The organism is Alphaproteobacteria bacterium (assembly GCA_017302575.1).
In the GTDB taxonomy this organism is placed as follows: Bacteria; Pseudomonadota; Alphaproteobacteria; order Rickettsiales; family UBA3002; genus JAFLDD01.
Genome location: JAFLDD010000001.1, coordinates 1,258,137 through 1,274,027, shown reverse-complemented (window position 1 = coordinate 1,274,027; position 15,891 = coordinate 1,258,137). Strand labels below are relative to the sequence as shown.

9 protein-coding genes and 1 tRNA gene are annotated in these 15,891 nt (G+C 50.4%); 4 read left to right on the top strand and 6 right to left on the bottom strand.

What is annotated here, in order from left to right:
* Positions 1-64 precede the first annotated feature (64 nt).
* Entirely contained in the window at positions 65-1,882 is a 1,818-nt protein-coding gene (locus tag J0M34_06560; protein ID MBN8543910.1) for an ABC-F family ATP-binding cassette domain-containing protein, read from the bottom strand.
* A gap of 8 nt (positions 1,883-1,890) precedes the next feature.
* Positions 1,891-3,135, bottom strand: coding sequence for a DEAD/DEAH box helicase (locus tag J0M34_06555; protein ID MBN8543909.1), 1,245 nt, complete (start codon positions 3,133-3,135; stop codon positions 1,891-1,893).
* Between the two features lie 332 nt (positions 3,136-3,467).
* Between J0M34_06555 and J0M34_06550 the strand changes: the two genes are divergently transcribed.
* The 4 genes from J0M34_06550 (at position 3,468) to J0M34_06535 (ending at position 10,700) form a co-directional block, all read left to right on the top strand.
* A complete protein-coding gene (locus J0M34_06550) occupies positions 3,468-3,989 on the top strand; it encodes an ATP-dependent zinc protease (GenBank protein ID MBN8543908.1) in 522 nt (173 codons plus the stop codon).
* Positions 3,990-3,994: 5 nt separating this feature from the next.
* Positions 3,995-5,614, top strand: a complete 1,620-nt coding sequence (locus tag J0M34_06545; GenBank protein ID MBN8543907.1) for a UUP1 family membrane protein — start codon at positions 3,995-3,997, stop codon at positions 5,612-5,614.
* Between the two features lie 13 nt (positions 5,615-5,627).
* A complete protein-coding gene (locus tag J0M34_06540) occupies positions 5,628-6,557 on the top strand; it encodes an alpha-L-glutamate ligase-like protein (GenBank protein MBN8543906.1) in 930 nt (309 codons plus the stop codon).
* A gap of 192 nt (positions 6,558-6,749) precedes the next feature.
* The gene (locus J0M34_06535; protein ID MBN8543905.1) at positions 6,750-10,700 is read left to right on the top strand and encodes a hypothetical protein; all 3,951 of its coding nucleotides are present in this window, start codon (positions 6,750-6,752) and stop codon (positions 10,698-10,700) included.
* A gap of 62 nt (positions 10,701-10,762) precedes the next feature.
* Here J0M34_06535 and J0M34_06530 read toward each other — a convergent pair whose 3' ends face one another.
* The 4 genes from J0M34_06530 to J0M34_06515 form a co-directional block, all read right to left on the bottom strand.
* Positions 10,763-11,596, bottom strand: a complete 834-nt coding sequence (locus tag J0M34_06530) for a hypothetical protein (GenBank protein ID MBN8543904.1) — start codon at positions 11,594-11,596, stop codon at positions 10,763-10,765.
* Positions 11,597-11,744: 148 nt separating this feature from the next.
* Positions 11,745-14,336 (bottom strand): hypothetical protein, encoded by a 2,592-nt coding sequence (locus J0M34_06525; GenBank protein ID MBN8543903.1) that lies wholly within the window; start codon positions 14,334-14,336, stop codon positions 11,745-11,747.
* A gap of 119 nt (positions 14,337-14,455) precedes the next feature.
* Positions 14,456-15,769: a DUF2748 family protein gene (locus J0M34_06520; GenBank protein ID MBN8543902.1), complete on the bottom strand. Its 1,314-nt coding sequence runs from the start codon at positions 15,767-15,769 to the stop codon at positions 14,456-14,458.
* A 14-nt stretch (positions 15,770-15,783) separates the two neighbouring features.
* A tRNA-Arg gene (locus tag J0M34_06515) sits at positions 15,784-15,860 on the bottom strand.
* Positions 15,861-15,891 lie beyond the last annotated feature (31 nt).

Genomic DNA, 15,891 nt, shown 5'->3' with positions numbered 1-15,891 from the left:
TCTAGAAGTTTCGCTAAGAACGAGGCGAGCCATCGAGCGGACGTTTAAAGCTTAGGCGTACATTTTAAGCATTTTGAGCTAGCGCTTTTTCAAGCTGTGCTTCCGCTTCACTCAGATCATTTTGCAGTTTTTCGTATGTCAGGTTGAGGCGTTTAAGATTATTTGCATCACCTGTTTCGCAGCATAGCGCGATCTCGTTCTCCAGCGCATCCTTCTTTTCGATGAGCGTGAGGACGTTTTCTTCGAGCTTACCGATGTTGGTTTTCTTGCCGCCTTTTTCGCGGCGACCTTCTTTGCGCGCACTCTCGCGCTCGCGGCGACGTTGCTGCACTACGAGTTTCTTGTAGCCCTCTAGATCATCCTCATACGGCACGCAGGTGCCATCAGCCACCAGCCATAATCTATCGGCTACACTATCGACCAAATGCGGGTCGTGGCTCACGAGAATCACCGCCCCTGAGTAATTGTTGAGCGCTTGCATGAGCGCTTCACGTGCATCAATATCGAGGTGGTTGGTAGGTTCATCCAGCAGCATGATGTGTGGCGCATCATAACTCATCAAACAAAAGAGCAGGCGGGCTTTCTCGCCACCCGAGCAATCGCCAACCTTGGTGTCGGACTTGTCTTTATCAAAACCAAAGCGCCCTAGCGCGGCACGCACTTTCGACTCATGAACACCCTTCATGGCGGCTTGCATGATTTGGTAAGGGGTTTGGTCAACTTCCAGCTCGTCGGTTTGGAACTGCGCAAAATAGCCGACCTTCAATTTGCCTGATTTATTGATGGTACCCTTCATGGGCGGCAAACGTCCCGATAGCAGCTTAACCAAGGTTGATTTACCGTTACCATTCGCACCTAGTAGTGCGATGCGGTCATCCATATCAATGCGCAAATCAAGGTTCTTGAGAATCGGTTTGCCCGTTTCATAGCCCGCATCCACGCCATCGAGCGTGATGAGTGGTGAGCGCAATTCTTGCGGTTCAGGGAATTCAAATGCCGTCACGCGGTCGGCCATTACGGCATCTACGATATCCATTTTTGCAATGGCCTTGAGACGGCTTTGTGCTTGGCGTGCTTTGCTGGCTTTTGCACCAAAGCGCTCAACAAATTTCATCATATGTTCTCTTTGCTTAAGCTGCTTTTCACGCAGTGCAGTTTGGTTCAGCATCTTCTCAGCACGGCGGCGCTCGAACTCGTCATACGTGCCCGTATAGGCATTGAGCTTCTGATTCTCCATGTGCAAAATATGCGTCACGGTTTTATTCAAGATATCGCGGTCATGGCTGATGATGAGCAACGTCTCGTTATAGCGCATCAGATAATTCTCCAGCCACACCATCGCCTCGAAGTCGAGGTGGTTGGTGGGTTCATCCAGCATCAGCAGGTTGGGTTGGCGAAACAATGTTGCTGCCAGTGCCACGCGCATCCGCCAGCCACCTGAAAAGTCCGAGATAGGGCGTTGCTGCGCCTCATCATCGAAGCCAAGGCCAGAAAGGATGGTTGCGGCACGCGAAGGTGCATCATAGGCGCTTATCTCATCCAGGCGCGTATAGATATACCCCATACGGTCAGGGTCGGTAACGGTCTCGGCCTCTTTCATGAGAGCAGCGCGTTCTGTATCTGCTGCCAATACGATATCGATGAGCGGGGTATCATCCTCCGGTAAATCCTGACGCACCCAACCCACACTCGCATTTTTGACGAGTGATATTTCACCTGAGTCGGCAACCAACTCGTTCGAGATAAGTTTGAAGAGCGTCGATTTACCAATGCCGTTCGGCCCAACCAAACCCACGCGCTGACCTGCCCCAATAGAAAGCGAAGCTTTATCTAGCAGGGTTCGGCCACCAATGCGGTAGGTAAGGTCGGATATCGAAAGCATAGTCGTCTCTAAGCAGCGATCGCTTGCATTGGCGCTTTGTTGCCACCGTGACCACTGCGGTCGCCGCGATTGCGATTACGGTTACGGCTACGTTTACGCTTCGGGCGTTTTTTCTCGACACCGTCTGCATTCACACGTGGCTGCTGCCTATCAATTTGCGTTTGGCCTGGGTTCAGCAATTTTTGAATCGCCTTCCATTTCGGACCATCTTTCGGCGAAATCAGATTCACGGCTGCACCTTCCGCGCCCGCGCGTGCGGTACGGCCAATACGGTGAATGTAATCTTCCGGCGCTTGTGGCAAGTCATAGTTAATGACGTGCTCAATATGCGGAATATCCAAACCGCGTGCTGCAATATCGGTTGCAACCAGAATGCGTGTTTTCTTGTTACGGAAATCATTGATAGCAGTATCGCGTTGATTTTGACGCAAGTCGCCGTGAATTGCGCCCGCTTCGTGTTTCATCGCACGCAGCTTTTTCGCTAGACGGTCAGCACCATGCTTCGTTTTCACGAACACAATGACCGTGCCTTGACGATTTTGTAACTGCACCAGCAACTGGCTGTATTTATCGTCATCGGAAACGGTAACATTTTCTTGTTTGATTTTTGCAATCGGCACGTTGGTTGCGCCCATCGAAATACGCACGGGATCTTTCAAGTAGCGCGCCGACAACTTAACGATATTATCGGGCAGCGTGGCTGAGAATAGCAGCGTCTGACGGTTGCGTGGCAGATGTGCTACGATGCGGTCAATCTGCGCACTAAAGCCCATATCAAGCATACGATCCGTCTCATCAAGCACCAGATAATTGGTGTTGTCGAGCTTCAGCGTACGCTTCGCGAGGTGGTCATTGATACGTCCTGGAGTGCCCACAATAATGCGTGGATTTTGGCGCAGTTGGTTGAACTGCTTGCCCATGGATTCGCCACCAATCAGCAGCGCGCCTTTGATGCCGCTATCAAGGCCGAGCATCAAATCGATCATATCAATCACCTGCACGGCGAGTTCGCGCGTGGGTGTCATAATCAGTGCAGAGCCATGCGGATTACGCAAAAGCTTAGCAATCAGTGGGATGCCAAAAGCCCCTGTTTTACCAGTGCCGGTCTGTGCCGAGCCTAAAATATCGCGGCCAGCAAGCACGTGCGGAATCGCTTCTGCTTGAATAGGGGTGGGTTTTTCGAAGCGCAGATATTCCAGTGCTTCGTCAAGTGCAGGTGGCAGATCAAATGCCTTAAAACTATCGATCGTCATTGTTTTGTCCTTTCCAGACAACATGTCGTTTGACACGGCGCATTATTGCGTCGTGAGGGTAGTCGAGAGTTATTTCCGCCTGAAAGGCAGCAACTCTTAATCAAACGCTGGTTGGCTGGACTGAAAAAGCCCAATTTTGCGCCTCAAAGGCGCGCCGCAAATGAAGATTCACTACGGCCGGCACATGCAAAAGAGTACAAAACTCAGGGCGCACCATACGCAGGATTCGCGCAAAGTCAATGCAAGACTAGAGGCGGGGCGTATAAAACCATTGACGTATGGTATCAAAAACGATTAGGAAGCAACGCCTTAAACCCGAGTTTTGCAAACATATGTTACGCATTTCATGTATTCTGTTGCTAGTGATGGCGGCCACTGCCAATGCCCAACCTAAAGCAGACCCAAAGCTCAAAATTGTAGGCTGGGTTGAGAACGTGACTGTTGCAGAGGTGGATATTACCTTCAAGGCTAAGCTGGATTCAGGCGCGAAGACTTCCTCCATTGATGCAGAGGTCATTGATATACGCAAAGTTGGTAAGCGCAAAAAAGGCTACACAGGCGAGCAGGTGGTTTTTAGCATCAAGAATGATAACAATAATAAGTCGGTCACCTTTGAGCGCGATATTGTACGCTATGTGCGCATTAAAAAGAAAAACGGTGGCTTTCTGCGCCGCCCAGTTATCAAAATGGAACTCTGTATCGCTGGCCGCCAGGTGAATGAAGAAGTGAACCTTGCCAATCGCGAAAACTTCATTTACCCACTGCTGATAGGTCGTAACATGATGCAACATGCCAAGCTGTCGGTGGATCCTTCTCGTACCTTCGTCAGTCGCGCTCGTTGTACTGAGGAATAAGCATAATGCGTAGTCTGCATGTCTGGAGTTTGGCGCTCATTTTCGCGGCTATCGGCTTTGGCATGGCGGCGTATAAGCACCTCACTCTCGAATTCCCACTAACGCCCGATACGACCTATAAAAGCTGGTACGTTGAATCACGTGTCGATCTCGCATCGAAAAACCCATGGCGTCAGGGCGATAAGCCCATCATTTTCACGCTGCAATTGCCACACCAGTCCGAACGATTCGTGTTGGTGGACGAGAATATTGTCGCCCGCGGCTTCGGCCATGAAATCACTGAGTCGGACGCAGACGGCAACCGCACTGCTGTTTTCTCCAAACGTCGCATGGACGCCAACGAAACCATTTTCTACCGCGCAATCGTTTATGAGCTCGACTCACCTTCAAAGCAGGTCGTAGCAGCGCCGCCCCAGCCAGACTCTTCCTATCAGAAAAAGAATCGCCCTAAACTCGAAGAGGGTGAAAAAGAAGCACCTGTCTATGTTGCGATTGATGCGCTGATAGGCGAAGCGAAGGACAAATCTGCCTCCACCAAAACGTTCGTGCGTGAAATCTACCGACTGGTCGGTGACGCGAGCGATGACCGTGTAAAACTCATTCGTGATTCCGTAGAAGAAGAACTCACCGACGTAGAGCTCGCTTCACTACTCTTACAGGCGGATGGTATTTCAACCCGTATTGCACATGGTTTGAAATTATCTGAAGATAAGCGTCGTGCAGGCACTGTTCAGTGGCTTGAAGTATTCGTGAAGAATGATTGGGTCGGCATCGACCCCGAGCACCGCAGCTTCGGCCTAAAAGATAAATATATTGTCTGGTGGTACGGTGATAAAGGCCTTTACAGTGTGGAAGGTAACGCGCGCGCTGAGACGATGATTGCCGTGCGACAGAACACCAACAACGCATTGACCCGTGCAATTTGGAAGAGCGGTCAGCTTGCTGATTTATTCCTGACCTTCTCGTTCTATAACCTGCCGTTGGATGCACAGCTCGTATTTAACGTACTACTCATGCTTCCTGTTGGCGGCCTTGTGATGGCCTTTCTGCGACAAGTGATCGGTGTGAAAACCTTTGGTACCTTTATGCCCGTGCTGGTCGCGCTTGCTTTCCGCGAAACGGGGTTGTTCGCGGGTGTGCTGTTATTCACGTTGGTGGTGATACTTGGTGTGATCATCCGCAACTATTTTGATGCACTGAAACTGCTTCTCGTTCCGCGACTAACGGCGGTGCTTACCGTGGTCGTTATTGTACTGAGCTTGATCGCCATGATCACCAATCAGTTCGGCATGATTGTCGGTCTGTCGATTTCGCTCTTCCCAATCGTTGTGCTCACGATGACGATCGAGCGCATGACCATGATGTGGGAAGAATATGGCTCGGAAACCGCGATTAAAACAGGTCTGATGAGCATGGGCTGCGCTATCATCGCCTACTTCGCGATGAATGACGAAACCCTCAATTACCTAATGTTTGCATTTCCTGAGTTGCTACTCGTTGTATTGGCACTTGCTATGGTGATGGGCCGCTATAACCACTATAAACTCACCGAGTATATTCGCTTCCGCCAGTTGCAAAAGTCGCTCGCCGCGCTTGAGAAAAAAGAAGCTGAGAAAGTGAAATAATATGTTTGCTGGAATGCTGGAAGGCTTGGGCAAATATAAAATCATGGGCATTAATGCGCGTAACCGCGATTTTATTTTTCCCAATAACCGTAGGCGTTTCTACCCACTGGTAGACGATAAATTACTCACCAAAAAACTCGCCCTCGAGGCGGGCATTCAAGTGCCCGAACTGTATGGCGTGATTGAATTCATCAACCAAGCAGGGCAGGTGGCGGAGATTGCCGCACCCCATAAACAATTCGTGATTAAGCCTGCGCGTGGTTCGGGTGGTGATGGTATTACCCTCGTCAAAGACGTGATTGGCGGCAGTTTTCAAAAGGCCAACGGCGAACTGATTTCCGCAGGTGATATGCAATACTACATCACCAATATCTTGGGCGGTATGTACTCAATGGGCGGCTCGAGTGACAAAGCAATTCTAGAATATGTTGTGCAGTTCGACCCCATCTTCAACGAAATCACCTATCAGGGCGTGCCCGATATTCGCATTATCGTCTATAAAGGTGTGCCGATTATGGCCATGCTGCGCTTACCAACCCGCAAGTCCGACGGTAAAGCGAACTTGCACAAAGGCGGTATTGGCGTTGGTATTGAAATGAGCACTGGCAGCACCATGTATGGTGTACAAGGCAGCAAGTTCGTCAACGAACATCCAGAGACATTGAAACCGCTCGCTGGCCGCCAAATTCCGCGCTGGCCATTTTTGCTTGAGATGGCGAGTAAATTTTATGACATCACCAAGCTCGGTTATGTTGGCGTGGATATTGTACTCGACAAAGACAAAGGCCCCATGGTGCTGGAGGCCAATGCGCGCCCCGGCATTGCGATTCAAATCGCCAATCGCTGCGGACTTTTAAGCCGTACCGAGAAGGTCGATGCGGTGGATGTGAGTAAATTTACCCTGCGTGACCGCGTAAATTTCGCCCTAAACGCCTATAAATAGGCGCAGCATAGCGGACAAATGACATTATCTTTCAATAAGATAGGCCAAATCTTAACCATTTGTTAACTATTAAATAGCCTATTAAGGGAAAATTAGATAAAAGTTAACCCAATTGTAACGATTGCTGTGCGATACTGCGAGCATAGTAACAGGGCAATCAAAAGCCCGAATAGGCAATTTTAGGAGATCAAGATGGTTGGCGAGAACTTTATCAATGATAGAACCAGCGACACGGATGAAGTTGTCAACAGAGACGACTTGACGGTAGTTCAGGCGCAGCGCCAAGGAAGATATAGCTCTACTGTCAGAGCGATGGGCCAGCTTGCAATGTATGAAGAGATTCTGCCAGCAGAAACCTATCGAGCTATTCGCGCAAGATATGCAACCGCGACGAATGATACTAATACAGAATTAGATGGTATTCAGCTCAGTCCAGAAAATAGCGATAGATTCCTAAGAGAAGTAACAGAGGCTGCTTTGGCGGAAATGTACGCGAACCCTCAAAGGGTAGTGGCGTATTTTGAAGAATTACAAAGACAAGGAATGTTGCCAGAGCGTTTCGTAACCTTTCCTGTTGGTGGGGTTGATACGGAAGCAGAAGCGCAAGATCTTATTGATAATCCGCGCGGTCGAAGCGCACGCTCGTTGCAGCGCATTAGAGATGTTGCGGCTGGCGGAATCGTGGGTGCAGAAGAACAACGTATTCTGCGCGAACATGCGACCTGGCTCGTCGAAGCAGGAACAGCACACGTCAACGATATTGACGCAGTGCCTGCTAATTGCGGCAAATGGGTTTACAATTACCCATTAACGCCAAATCAGGACGTTAAGTTGTTAACTGACCAAACTCCAAGATATCACCCGCTTAACACCTGTACGGATGGTGTTTGTACGCTTACCGTAGAATTAGAAAGAGCCCTTGAACCAGTAATCGCCGCCGCACCTGTCGCCGTGCAACCAACACCAACACGCGTACTCGTGCAAGAGGTGCTATCGACGGGCAGTCGCGAAGAACAACAACTATCTGTTGATTACTTCAACCTCATTCGCGGTAGACAGCCTCGAGATGTTGCTGCGGATGGCCCAGAACGCCGCGATATGCGGCCAGGTCGTGCCAGTGAAGGCACGTTGGTACAAGACGGAACAGGCAGAGATGCAAGCGTTACCGATACGTCTCGTAATAGAGGCGCTGAGGCTACCTTCCGCCCACAACGATCGGTAAACGTTGACCAGTACGGCCAAGCGACAGACTATAACGAGGAACAAACGCAGAAACTGGAAACTACCCCACGCCTCGTGTTCGATGCGGATGGTAATGAAGGCTGGAGCATTGATGGTAGTGCATTGATTTCTATCAATCGCCGTCGCGACCCAGATTTCGAAAATATTTTCACCAACTTCTCAACGGCACGCAATCGCATTAACGAACTCAACGCTACCGCAGAAGGTTTGCGCTATTTCACCAGTCTTCGTGCTACGGAAGATCTTCGTCAACCATTGATTCAAAGTACGACCCCACTATCATTTGCCGATTCGGAGCGCGCATTACAACTCACGTTGCGTACGGCACTGAACCCACTGGTGCGTTCAGAATATGGCTATGGCGTGGAGCTCAATAGAGATCTTATTCGCGCGGATTATGACAGAGTTCTGGCGAGTGCATTAGCGAACGAGTCTATACCACAAGCAGATAGGGACCGCCTTCGTGCTACTTATGCGGGCTATTCCGAATTGCTGGATGATCCCCTCGCACTTGCAAATGCGGTGGCCGACCATCGTAACGTCAATACACAAGAAGCGCTCTACACCAATACAACCGTTGTGGTTGATATGGGCGGCAGGGAATCAGACATTCAGACACGAAACGTCACCCTATCGGCAGAGCAGCGTGCTCAATTAGGTATTAGGGATGATGCAACGGGCGCGGATGCGCTATTCAATCCCGAGAAAGCCATCATTTCACAACGTGTTGAGATTAGAGACATTCGCCGTGCATATCGTGCAGAAGATCAGCGTGCTACGCGTGATAGAGAGTCGTCAAGACAAACACAAACGAGAGAAGTGCGTGAAGTCTTGCGATATGCGCAAGCGAATGCTGACCGTAGTAATGCGATGACCACGGGCGCACCTAACGTTCGCGACATTGATGTGGCAACAGGCGTAACATTTAATAATGAAACGCAAACGACAGAAAGCATCTTGCAGCAGGCAACTGAATTGCAGACTGCATTGGGTGACCCAGCAAACGAACAATTCCGCAATGCTTACGTGGATTATGTGTTGAGCAGCCAAGATAACCTCTCACAGATTCTAGAAATCTATAATTATGCAACGAATCCAAATGGAGCATCAGAAAATTGGCGCGCGCTTGGTTTTGAAACCCATGAAGAAGCGCTAAATTATACGCGACGTCACGCTAAAACCCTCAGTGGCAATAACAATCTGAGAGGCAATCTCCAATACGAAGATAACCGCGATGGTTTCTTATTCTTCAGTTGGGAAAACCGTAGCGAGAATCTTCGCCAGGGTCAGGAGGTTGCGCAGGCTATGTTGGCGCGTTACAATAGCCCTACAGCTACCCCTGAAGACAGAGCTATTATTCGTCGTGATTTGATGGATATGATTGGTCGTATCGACCCCAACAGCCCTCAAGCAGCGCCAATCTTAACGCGCTTGATGAACAGCGTCAGTTTGGACGTAGCTTATGATACGGGATCGGGTATAGCAGGCAGGGAAACAGGGGATCTTAACCCTAGATACCAAGCCATAATAGATGCACAGCCTGCGGAACTGGATATTGCAGAAATAGGTAATAATTGGGACATGTATCGCAGCACGGTAGACGGACGAAACCTCGCTGCAAACATCGCAATTTCTATACAGCAGCGCATCAATAATGGCGAAAATATTGTGATTGTAGATGATGATCGCGCCATCGAGTTGGCGAATGCAGCAATTGACAATAATAGTACTGTTGTTGATTTACCCCCACCTGAACCATTGGCCTCAGCGCTAGCAGATCCAACGGTTCTCGCAGGTGAAAACAATCTGGCATCTCAGCCACCAGCACCAACGGATGGAAGACCTGTGATAGCGACTACGCTATTATCTGCTACCACTGCAGGTGCAATACCAGCTATTAATTCCGATAGAATCACCGAAAACCAAATGAATAGTGCATTAGTAGATCGCTTGGCACTGCAAAGCCCTGCGCTTTACTCGCAACTGTTGGTGGCAGGTTTCTTCTCGGGTGATCAGGCGGCTAGACAGCAGATTGCGCTAGAGCTGCAACGTATGGCAGGTGCCCGTGGCAATCCTGACCAAGCAGCTTATGCAGAGCTCATGAGCAATTGGATTGTTGCCCGCGCTAATGCTGCGCAGGATGCAAATCCGCAAGCTGCAGTGACTGCAATCGATGCGGCATTCACAGACCAATTAAATAGCTACTTTAATGCGAATGGAGAAGTGGCAGTGCAGGCACTGCGTGCGCAGCAAACTCAGGCATTCAACGCGGTTCTTGCAGGGCAGCCTGCGGTGAACGCGTCTATTATGTCTAGCCTGCGTGCAGCATTAGGAAATGATAATGCACGCCTGAATGCGGCATTAGGCATGATACAAAGTGGCGACCTCAATGCCTTGCGCGCTGGCCAAAGCAATGAGTTTAATGCGCTAGTAGCTGGCATCGAAAGTGACGTTGATGCTCTAAATGCAGGTACAGGCCTAAACTTATGGATGATTGGTGGGGGATTAATCGGTCTTCTTGCAGGCAGAGAAGTAACGATAATTAGAACACTGATTGAAGTAATACAATTGCTTGATCCAACTAAAGCAGGAGGTCTGGATGGCCCCCCAGGCGACCCTGGACAGACGGTGACGACGACGACGACGACCGAAACAAGGACAACAAGTTATGATGTCGTTGATGGCGTTCTGGGCGGAGTTGCTGGCGCATATGCTGGCGATAGTTTGGGTAGAATGTTTGGCCGTATGGATCGCACCGATGAGGGTGAAATAGATGGAGCTCTCGCAGGTGCGGTTGAAGTAGAAGACCCTGCGGCTATACTATCCGCTCCGCCTTCAGCAACGCCTGATAATAGGCGTCGCGAGGAGAATGCGGTTGGTTCTGCTGTGCCAAAATCGTAATAATCACTAACCTTTTACACGGAAAGCCGATGGCAAAAAACCATCGGCTTTTTTGTTGGTGTCTAGCTAAACTGCAATAGGTTCAGCAAATCGCTATTAAAGGCTTGGGTCTGTGCGACCACGGAAAGTCCCACCTCCTGCTGCAAGGTGAGTGCGGCAAGGCGCGTTTGCTCACGCGGCACATCGGTGTTCAGCAAGCTGCCTCGCGCTGTGTCGATATCACCAATCGCTGCGGCCAACCCGTCCGCATTGGCGCGCAGCTCACTCAGGCTTGCATTGACTTCTGCCTGCACAATACCAAAGCGCTCGCGTGCGTCCTGCACCAATGGCAGCGCCGCTTGCGCATTCGATTGGCTGGTTATATCGGGCGTGGCACCCGCCAATAACGTGGCGCTATCGACCGCATCAATGATGACTTCCACACTGCCGCCATTTTCACCTACGGCAAATTCAAAGGGCGAGTTCGCGCCATCGAGCAATGTACGTCCACCAAAACGTGTGGCGCTTACAATCGCATCAATCGCGGCGCGCGTATCTTGAAAGCCCGTGTCTAAAAACACGCGGGCATTATCGGTGAGGGTAGAATCATCCGCTTGTCTGGTGAGGCCTTCGAGGGTTTCAAGCAGCGTGCCTATGCGCGTGAGGGCGTTGGCCGCAATCTCAAGCAAGCTACCTGCCGCGCCACTATTCACTTGGCCTTGGCGTAGCGTGCTGATTTGTGATTGCAGCGTCGCTGCGATAGTGATGGTCGATGCCTCATCCCCCGTACGCACGATACGGTTGCCCGAGGCAATACGAAAGGTAGAGTCGCTAATCTCGCGGCTGACGCGCGCGATGGCCGCGACCGTAGGATTGGCAGCAGCAGTAGCAGGCGCTGTGGCGGAGATATCCACCATGCGTTACCCCACATCTTGTCAGCGCGCCCGCTACCTGATTACGCGGCCGATGGTCACCAACGCCTCGCTATATGCCTAGGCGCAATGAATCGGTTGTGAGTGTAGCAGAAAGGGAGGGGAGTTTGAAGCGCATTTGGGCTTGGCCAAACTAGTTACGTGGCGGCACGGGTCTTTCGTTGTCGATTGCGGTTCTTAGAGGGGCAAGCCTGTTCTTTAGGTCTGTTGCTTCCCCAACACCTGCGCGCATCCAATCTAACATGCCACCAGTTTCAACGCCCAATAAACCGTTTACAAAAGATTCTCTGAAATAGGGGTCACTGAGAATAGCAGCAATACCAAGATCCTTATCATCCGTGGGGCTATAGCGCTGCCCTGATTCTGCCAATCCTGAATTAGCCAAAGCAGTCATAAAAATATTGCCAGTAGTATTAATACCAGCCCAAGATTCAAAGGTATTATTTGGTGTTTCGCCTTCTGGTGAGCGGTCAATCCACCAATTGTCTTTGATGTAATCCATCAAACGTTGCTGGGCAGGCGTCATATTATCTACATCCACGGTATTGAAGAATGTGCGAATCGCCGCCACGACTTCTGTGCTTTGCAAGCGACGTTGTATGTCATCATAAAGCTGTTCTCTTTCAGTTTGAGACATCTCAACTTCTTGACCAGTGGAAACCTGCAAGAAGAAATTAACAAGACGCAGGTTACGTGCGTCCGCATCGACTTCTGCTGCATTTTTTGCAGCTTCATCGCCAGTGGTCACCTCACGGCCTGTTGCTCTATCAATGCTATCAATCAGCGTCACTAGTGCTTCAAGGTTATAGGTACCAATGCGATCTGGGTGACCAGCAAGCGCAGCAAATCTACCATCAGCCGCTGAAGCTTGTTCAACACCATTGCCTGTCAAGAATGCTCTTACGGTTTGTTCACCGTAGCCTTCGGGGGTGCTTAGTGAGTGGGTTACTTGCTGTCCAGCAAGTCGTGCCAGATTTTCTAGAATAGCATTATTCTCACCTGAAACTAACGCGCGTGCGTTATTGTTGGGATCGTCTTGGAACAGTAAGCCCATCAGAGGTGTAAAATCTGACTCACTGCCGATGGCCTGTTGGAATGCACTATTGATACTTGCGCGCAACGCCTCATTTCCGCGCGTGCCCTCGTTGACTTGTCTCAAAATCCCAGCGCTTGCTGTAGCAGTTTCTGCCGACAGACTCTGTAATGGAGCCGCGCGTCGACGAATGCTGCTATCTGCTGGTTGCGCATTAATAAACGCATCAATTGCTGCTTTATTCGCACCATAAATCGCCAATAATTCTGGGTATTGTGCCATCACAGCATCCAATGCTGCGGCTCTTTCTTCATTTGGTGTTTGGAGTGCAGAGAGTTGTCCCTCTGTAAGGTTGAACGCACCTAGAGCATTCACAAAGCGCTCAAAGGTTCCCGCACCAGCGACTTCTAGAGTTTTTGCAAGATCAATAACACTCTGTGCGCCCTCGGGCGTGCTGAGCAGGCTGCGCATATCTCCCGTAAGTGCACCAGGGCCTTCGGTTGGTGCTAGGCTCGCGAGCGCACTTAGGCGAGGGCCATTCAAATTGGTATTGTTGGCGTTCGCTACAAGCGCCTGAACGGGATTATTGGCAAAAGCGATAACCGTATCTACGCCCAAAGCCTGCATTTGGGCACGTATTTGTGCAAAATGTGCTGCTGGCTCAACGCTGCTGCCAACTGGTGGAGTGGTCATGCGTTGAATTAAGCTCTGTGCTTCTGCATTACTTGTAACCGTCACGCCGCGAATGATGGTAAAGAGCGTAGCATCTGGAATTCGAGTGTCACTAGAATCTGAAATGAGACGTGCCACAGTCTCGCGCATTTGTGTTTGGCCTTCAGCACTTTCTGCTGGAATGAACGCCGCAAAAAGCTGGCGGCGCTGTTCCGCACCAAGACCATTCAGTGCTGCTTTTGCTTCAGTGCTAAGTGTTACGTTACCCAGCGCTTCTGCGTACTGGTACATGACTTCTAAACCTTCAGCTCTAACGCCAGCGAATAGGGTAGAATTGTTAAGCAGGCCGCGTACGGCATTAAGTACGTGGTTTTGTGGGCGCGCTGGAATAGGTCTATTATTAGCGCGCGCTTCCTCAACAGAACGTTGATATGTCTGATCTGCTAATTGTGCTTCACGAATGGCGATAGCGCGAGCATCATTTAACATGCGGCGACCATTGGGATCATTCAATAAGTAACTCAACGAGTGTTCGTTAAATGCCATGCCGACAAAATCACCGCGCGCTACGCGACCTGTCGCGCCATTACGGCCAGCTGCAAGTGCAGCGTTCAGCGTTGCTATATCTTGTGCGCTTTCCGTCTCGCCGTCGCGAATCATTGCTCTGGTCATATCTTCGGAAAGACCTGCCATCTGCAGTGCAGCGCGTGCGCCAGCACCTGTCATATATTGTGCAAAGTTGCCGAGCACGTTCTCGCGCAACCAGTCGCTCATGCCCTCAGGAAGGAAATTTAACAATCCTTCAACCATCGGCGCAAAGAATTCCATTACGGGTCTTAACCATGGCTGATCATGGAAATTATTCAGTAGCCAGCCGCCACCAAGAAGAATGATAGGTCCCCAGATCAGTGCTTGGAAAACAAATCCCAAAACGTCAAAGCCGCTGCGTACAGCGTTGCCCGCACCTTGCACGGTTTCGTTGAATTCTCTTACTGGACCTGCGATTGCACCAATACTCATTTACTTGCCTTCCTTCTTAAGAAGATACCATTTCAATGTGACGGTTTGATGACAAACCCCTAGAAAAATGGATGTTTCAGCAAGATTTTTGGTGGGTGGTTTAAGGCCGCAAAAGCCCCTTAAATCGAGGATTTGGGGTGCCAGCCAGCCCTCGAGGAAAACAGGCGGCGCAGCTTGGCTATAACCAATTGTATTATATTGTTTTTATTGGCTTTGCGCGCTAGCTCCAGCAGGTCATTTGGCAGGGCTGCCGTGACGTTTGGTATAACGGAACCGTAATATAATCTATACATATTAGGAATTGCTAATTTAACTGCCCCATGACCCCATTTATTCACCTGCTGGGGTACACGCGCCAATGCCTCGATACAGGCGATGGCTTCTTCCTCTATCGGATCATCGCGGCGATACGCATCGGCATTAGGGCTAAGATTGAAGGCCATGTCCTGCACGAAATGCGTCAGACCTGTTGCGCAACGTAAGCGAGGATAAGTGTGCAGCGTTGGTAGTGCCCCAATGTGACGTGCTGCAAATATCACCCACACGAGTGCACGCCACATTTGCGCGAGCACATAGCGTGGTGAAAAACGCAAGCGACTACTATAAAAATCGACGACCTGTTCAGCTTTGAGTAATGCACCAAGACCTCTTTGGTTCCATGAATCTAATAAAAACATTAGGCGCTGCCTGTCTGCATCACGCGCTGCTTTGCAAGCGGGGCTTGGCGCAAGCTCATACGTATCAGCAGAGATGCGCCCAGTAATGCCATGCGCTGTGCGGCGAAGGTCGGCATAGTGCCCAATCTCTTGCCCTGCAATCACCACCATGCGCGCGAGTGCTGGCCAGCCATCCGTGGTGTAGGTTTTTTCTTCACCCTCAAAAAACGGGTCGCCACTGCAAGAAACATAAATCGCCAATCCTTCATCTGCTGCGGATTGCAGGCCGCTTGCCGTGCCATGCGTTTGCCAGAAATGCATCGCCATGAGATCACCCACATTATGCGAGTAGGACACAAAGAATTCTGCACCTTCACGAAGCGCTAGTAACATGACAGCAGGATGCGCTGACTGCATCAGCACACGCGCGACTTTAAGCTCTTTGGCTTCATCAATACCGCGCGCTTTTTTCAGCTCGCGGTGCAGTTGCTCCAATACATCATCTATCGCTGCATCACCCAGCCCCATCGGCACGGATTGCGCGATGGTTTGTCGTGTTTTAGGCAGTAATTCGGGGTTGGTTAACTCGCGGGCACTGAAGCTACGGTCACTATCCACCGTCGAGTATTTCACGAAGTTACGCTCATGGTCTGCATTGATACGCAGGCGGCCTGATTTCACCAATTGCTGCGCCATTTGTTCCAGCACAGGCGGCATCTCCCACGCCTCAACGGCGGGTATAAAATGCAGCAGATGATATTCGTTGGAATTAGGCATGCGCATCCTTAATGTGGCGTGCCCGACAGGAGTCGAACCTGTGACCCTCTGCTTAGAAGGCAGATGCTCTATCCAGCTGAGCTACGGGCACGCACCATTTTCTTATAGCAGTGTGCTTGCGC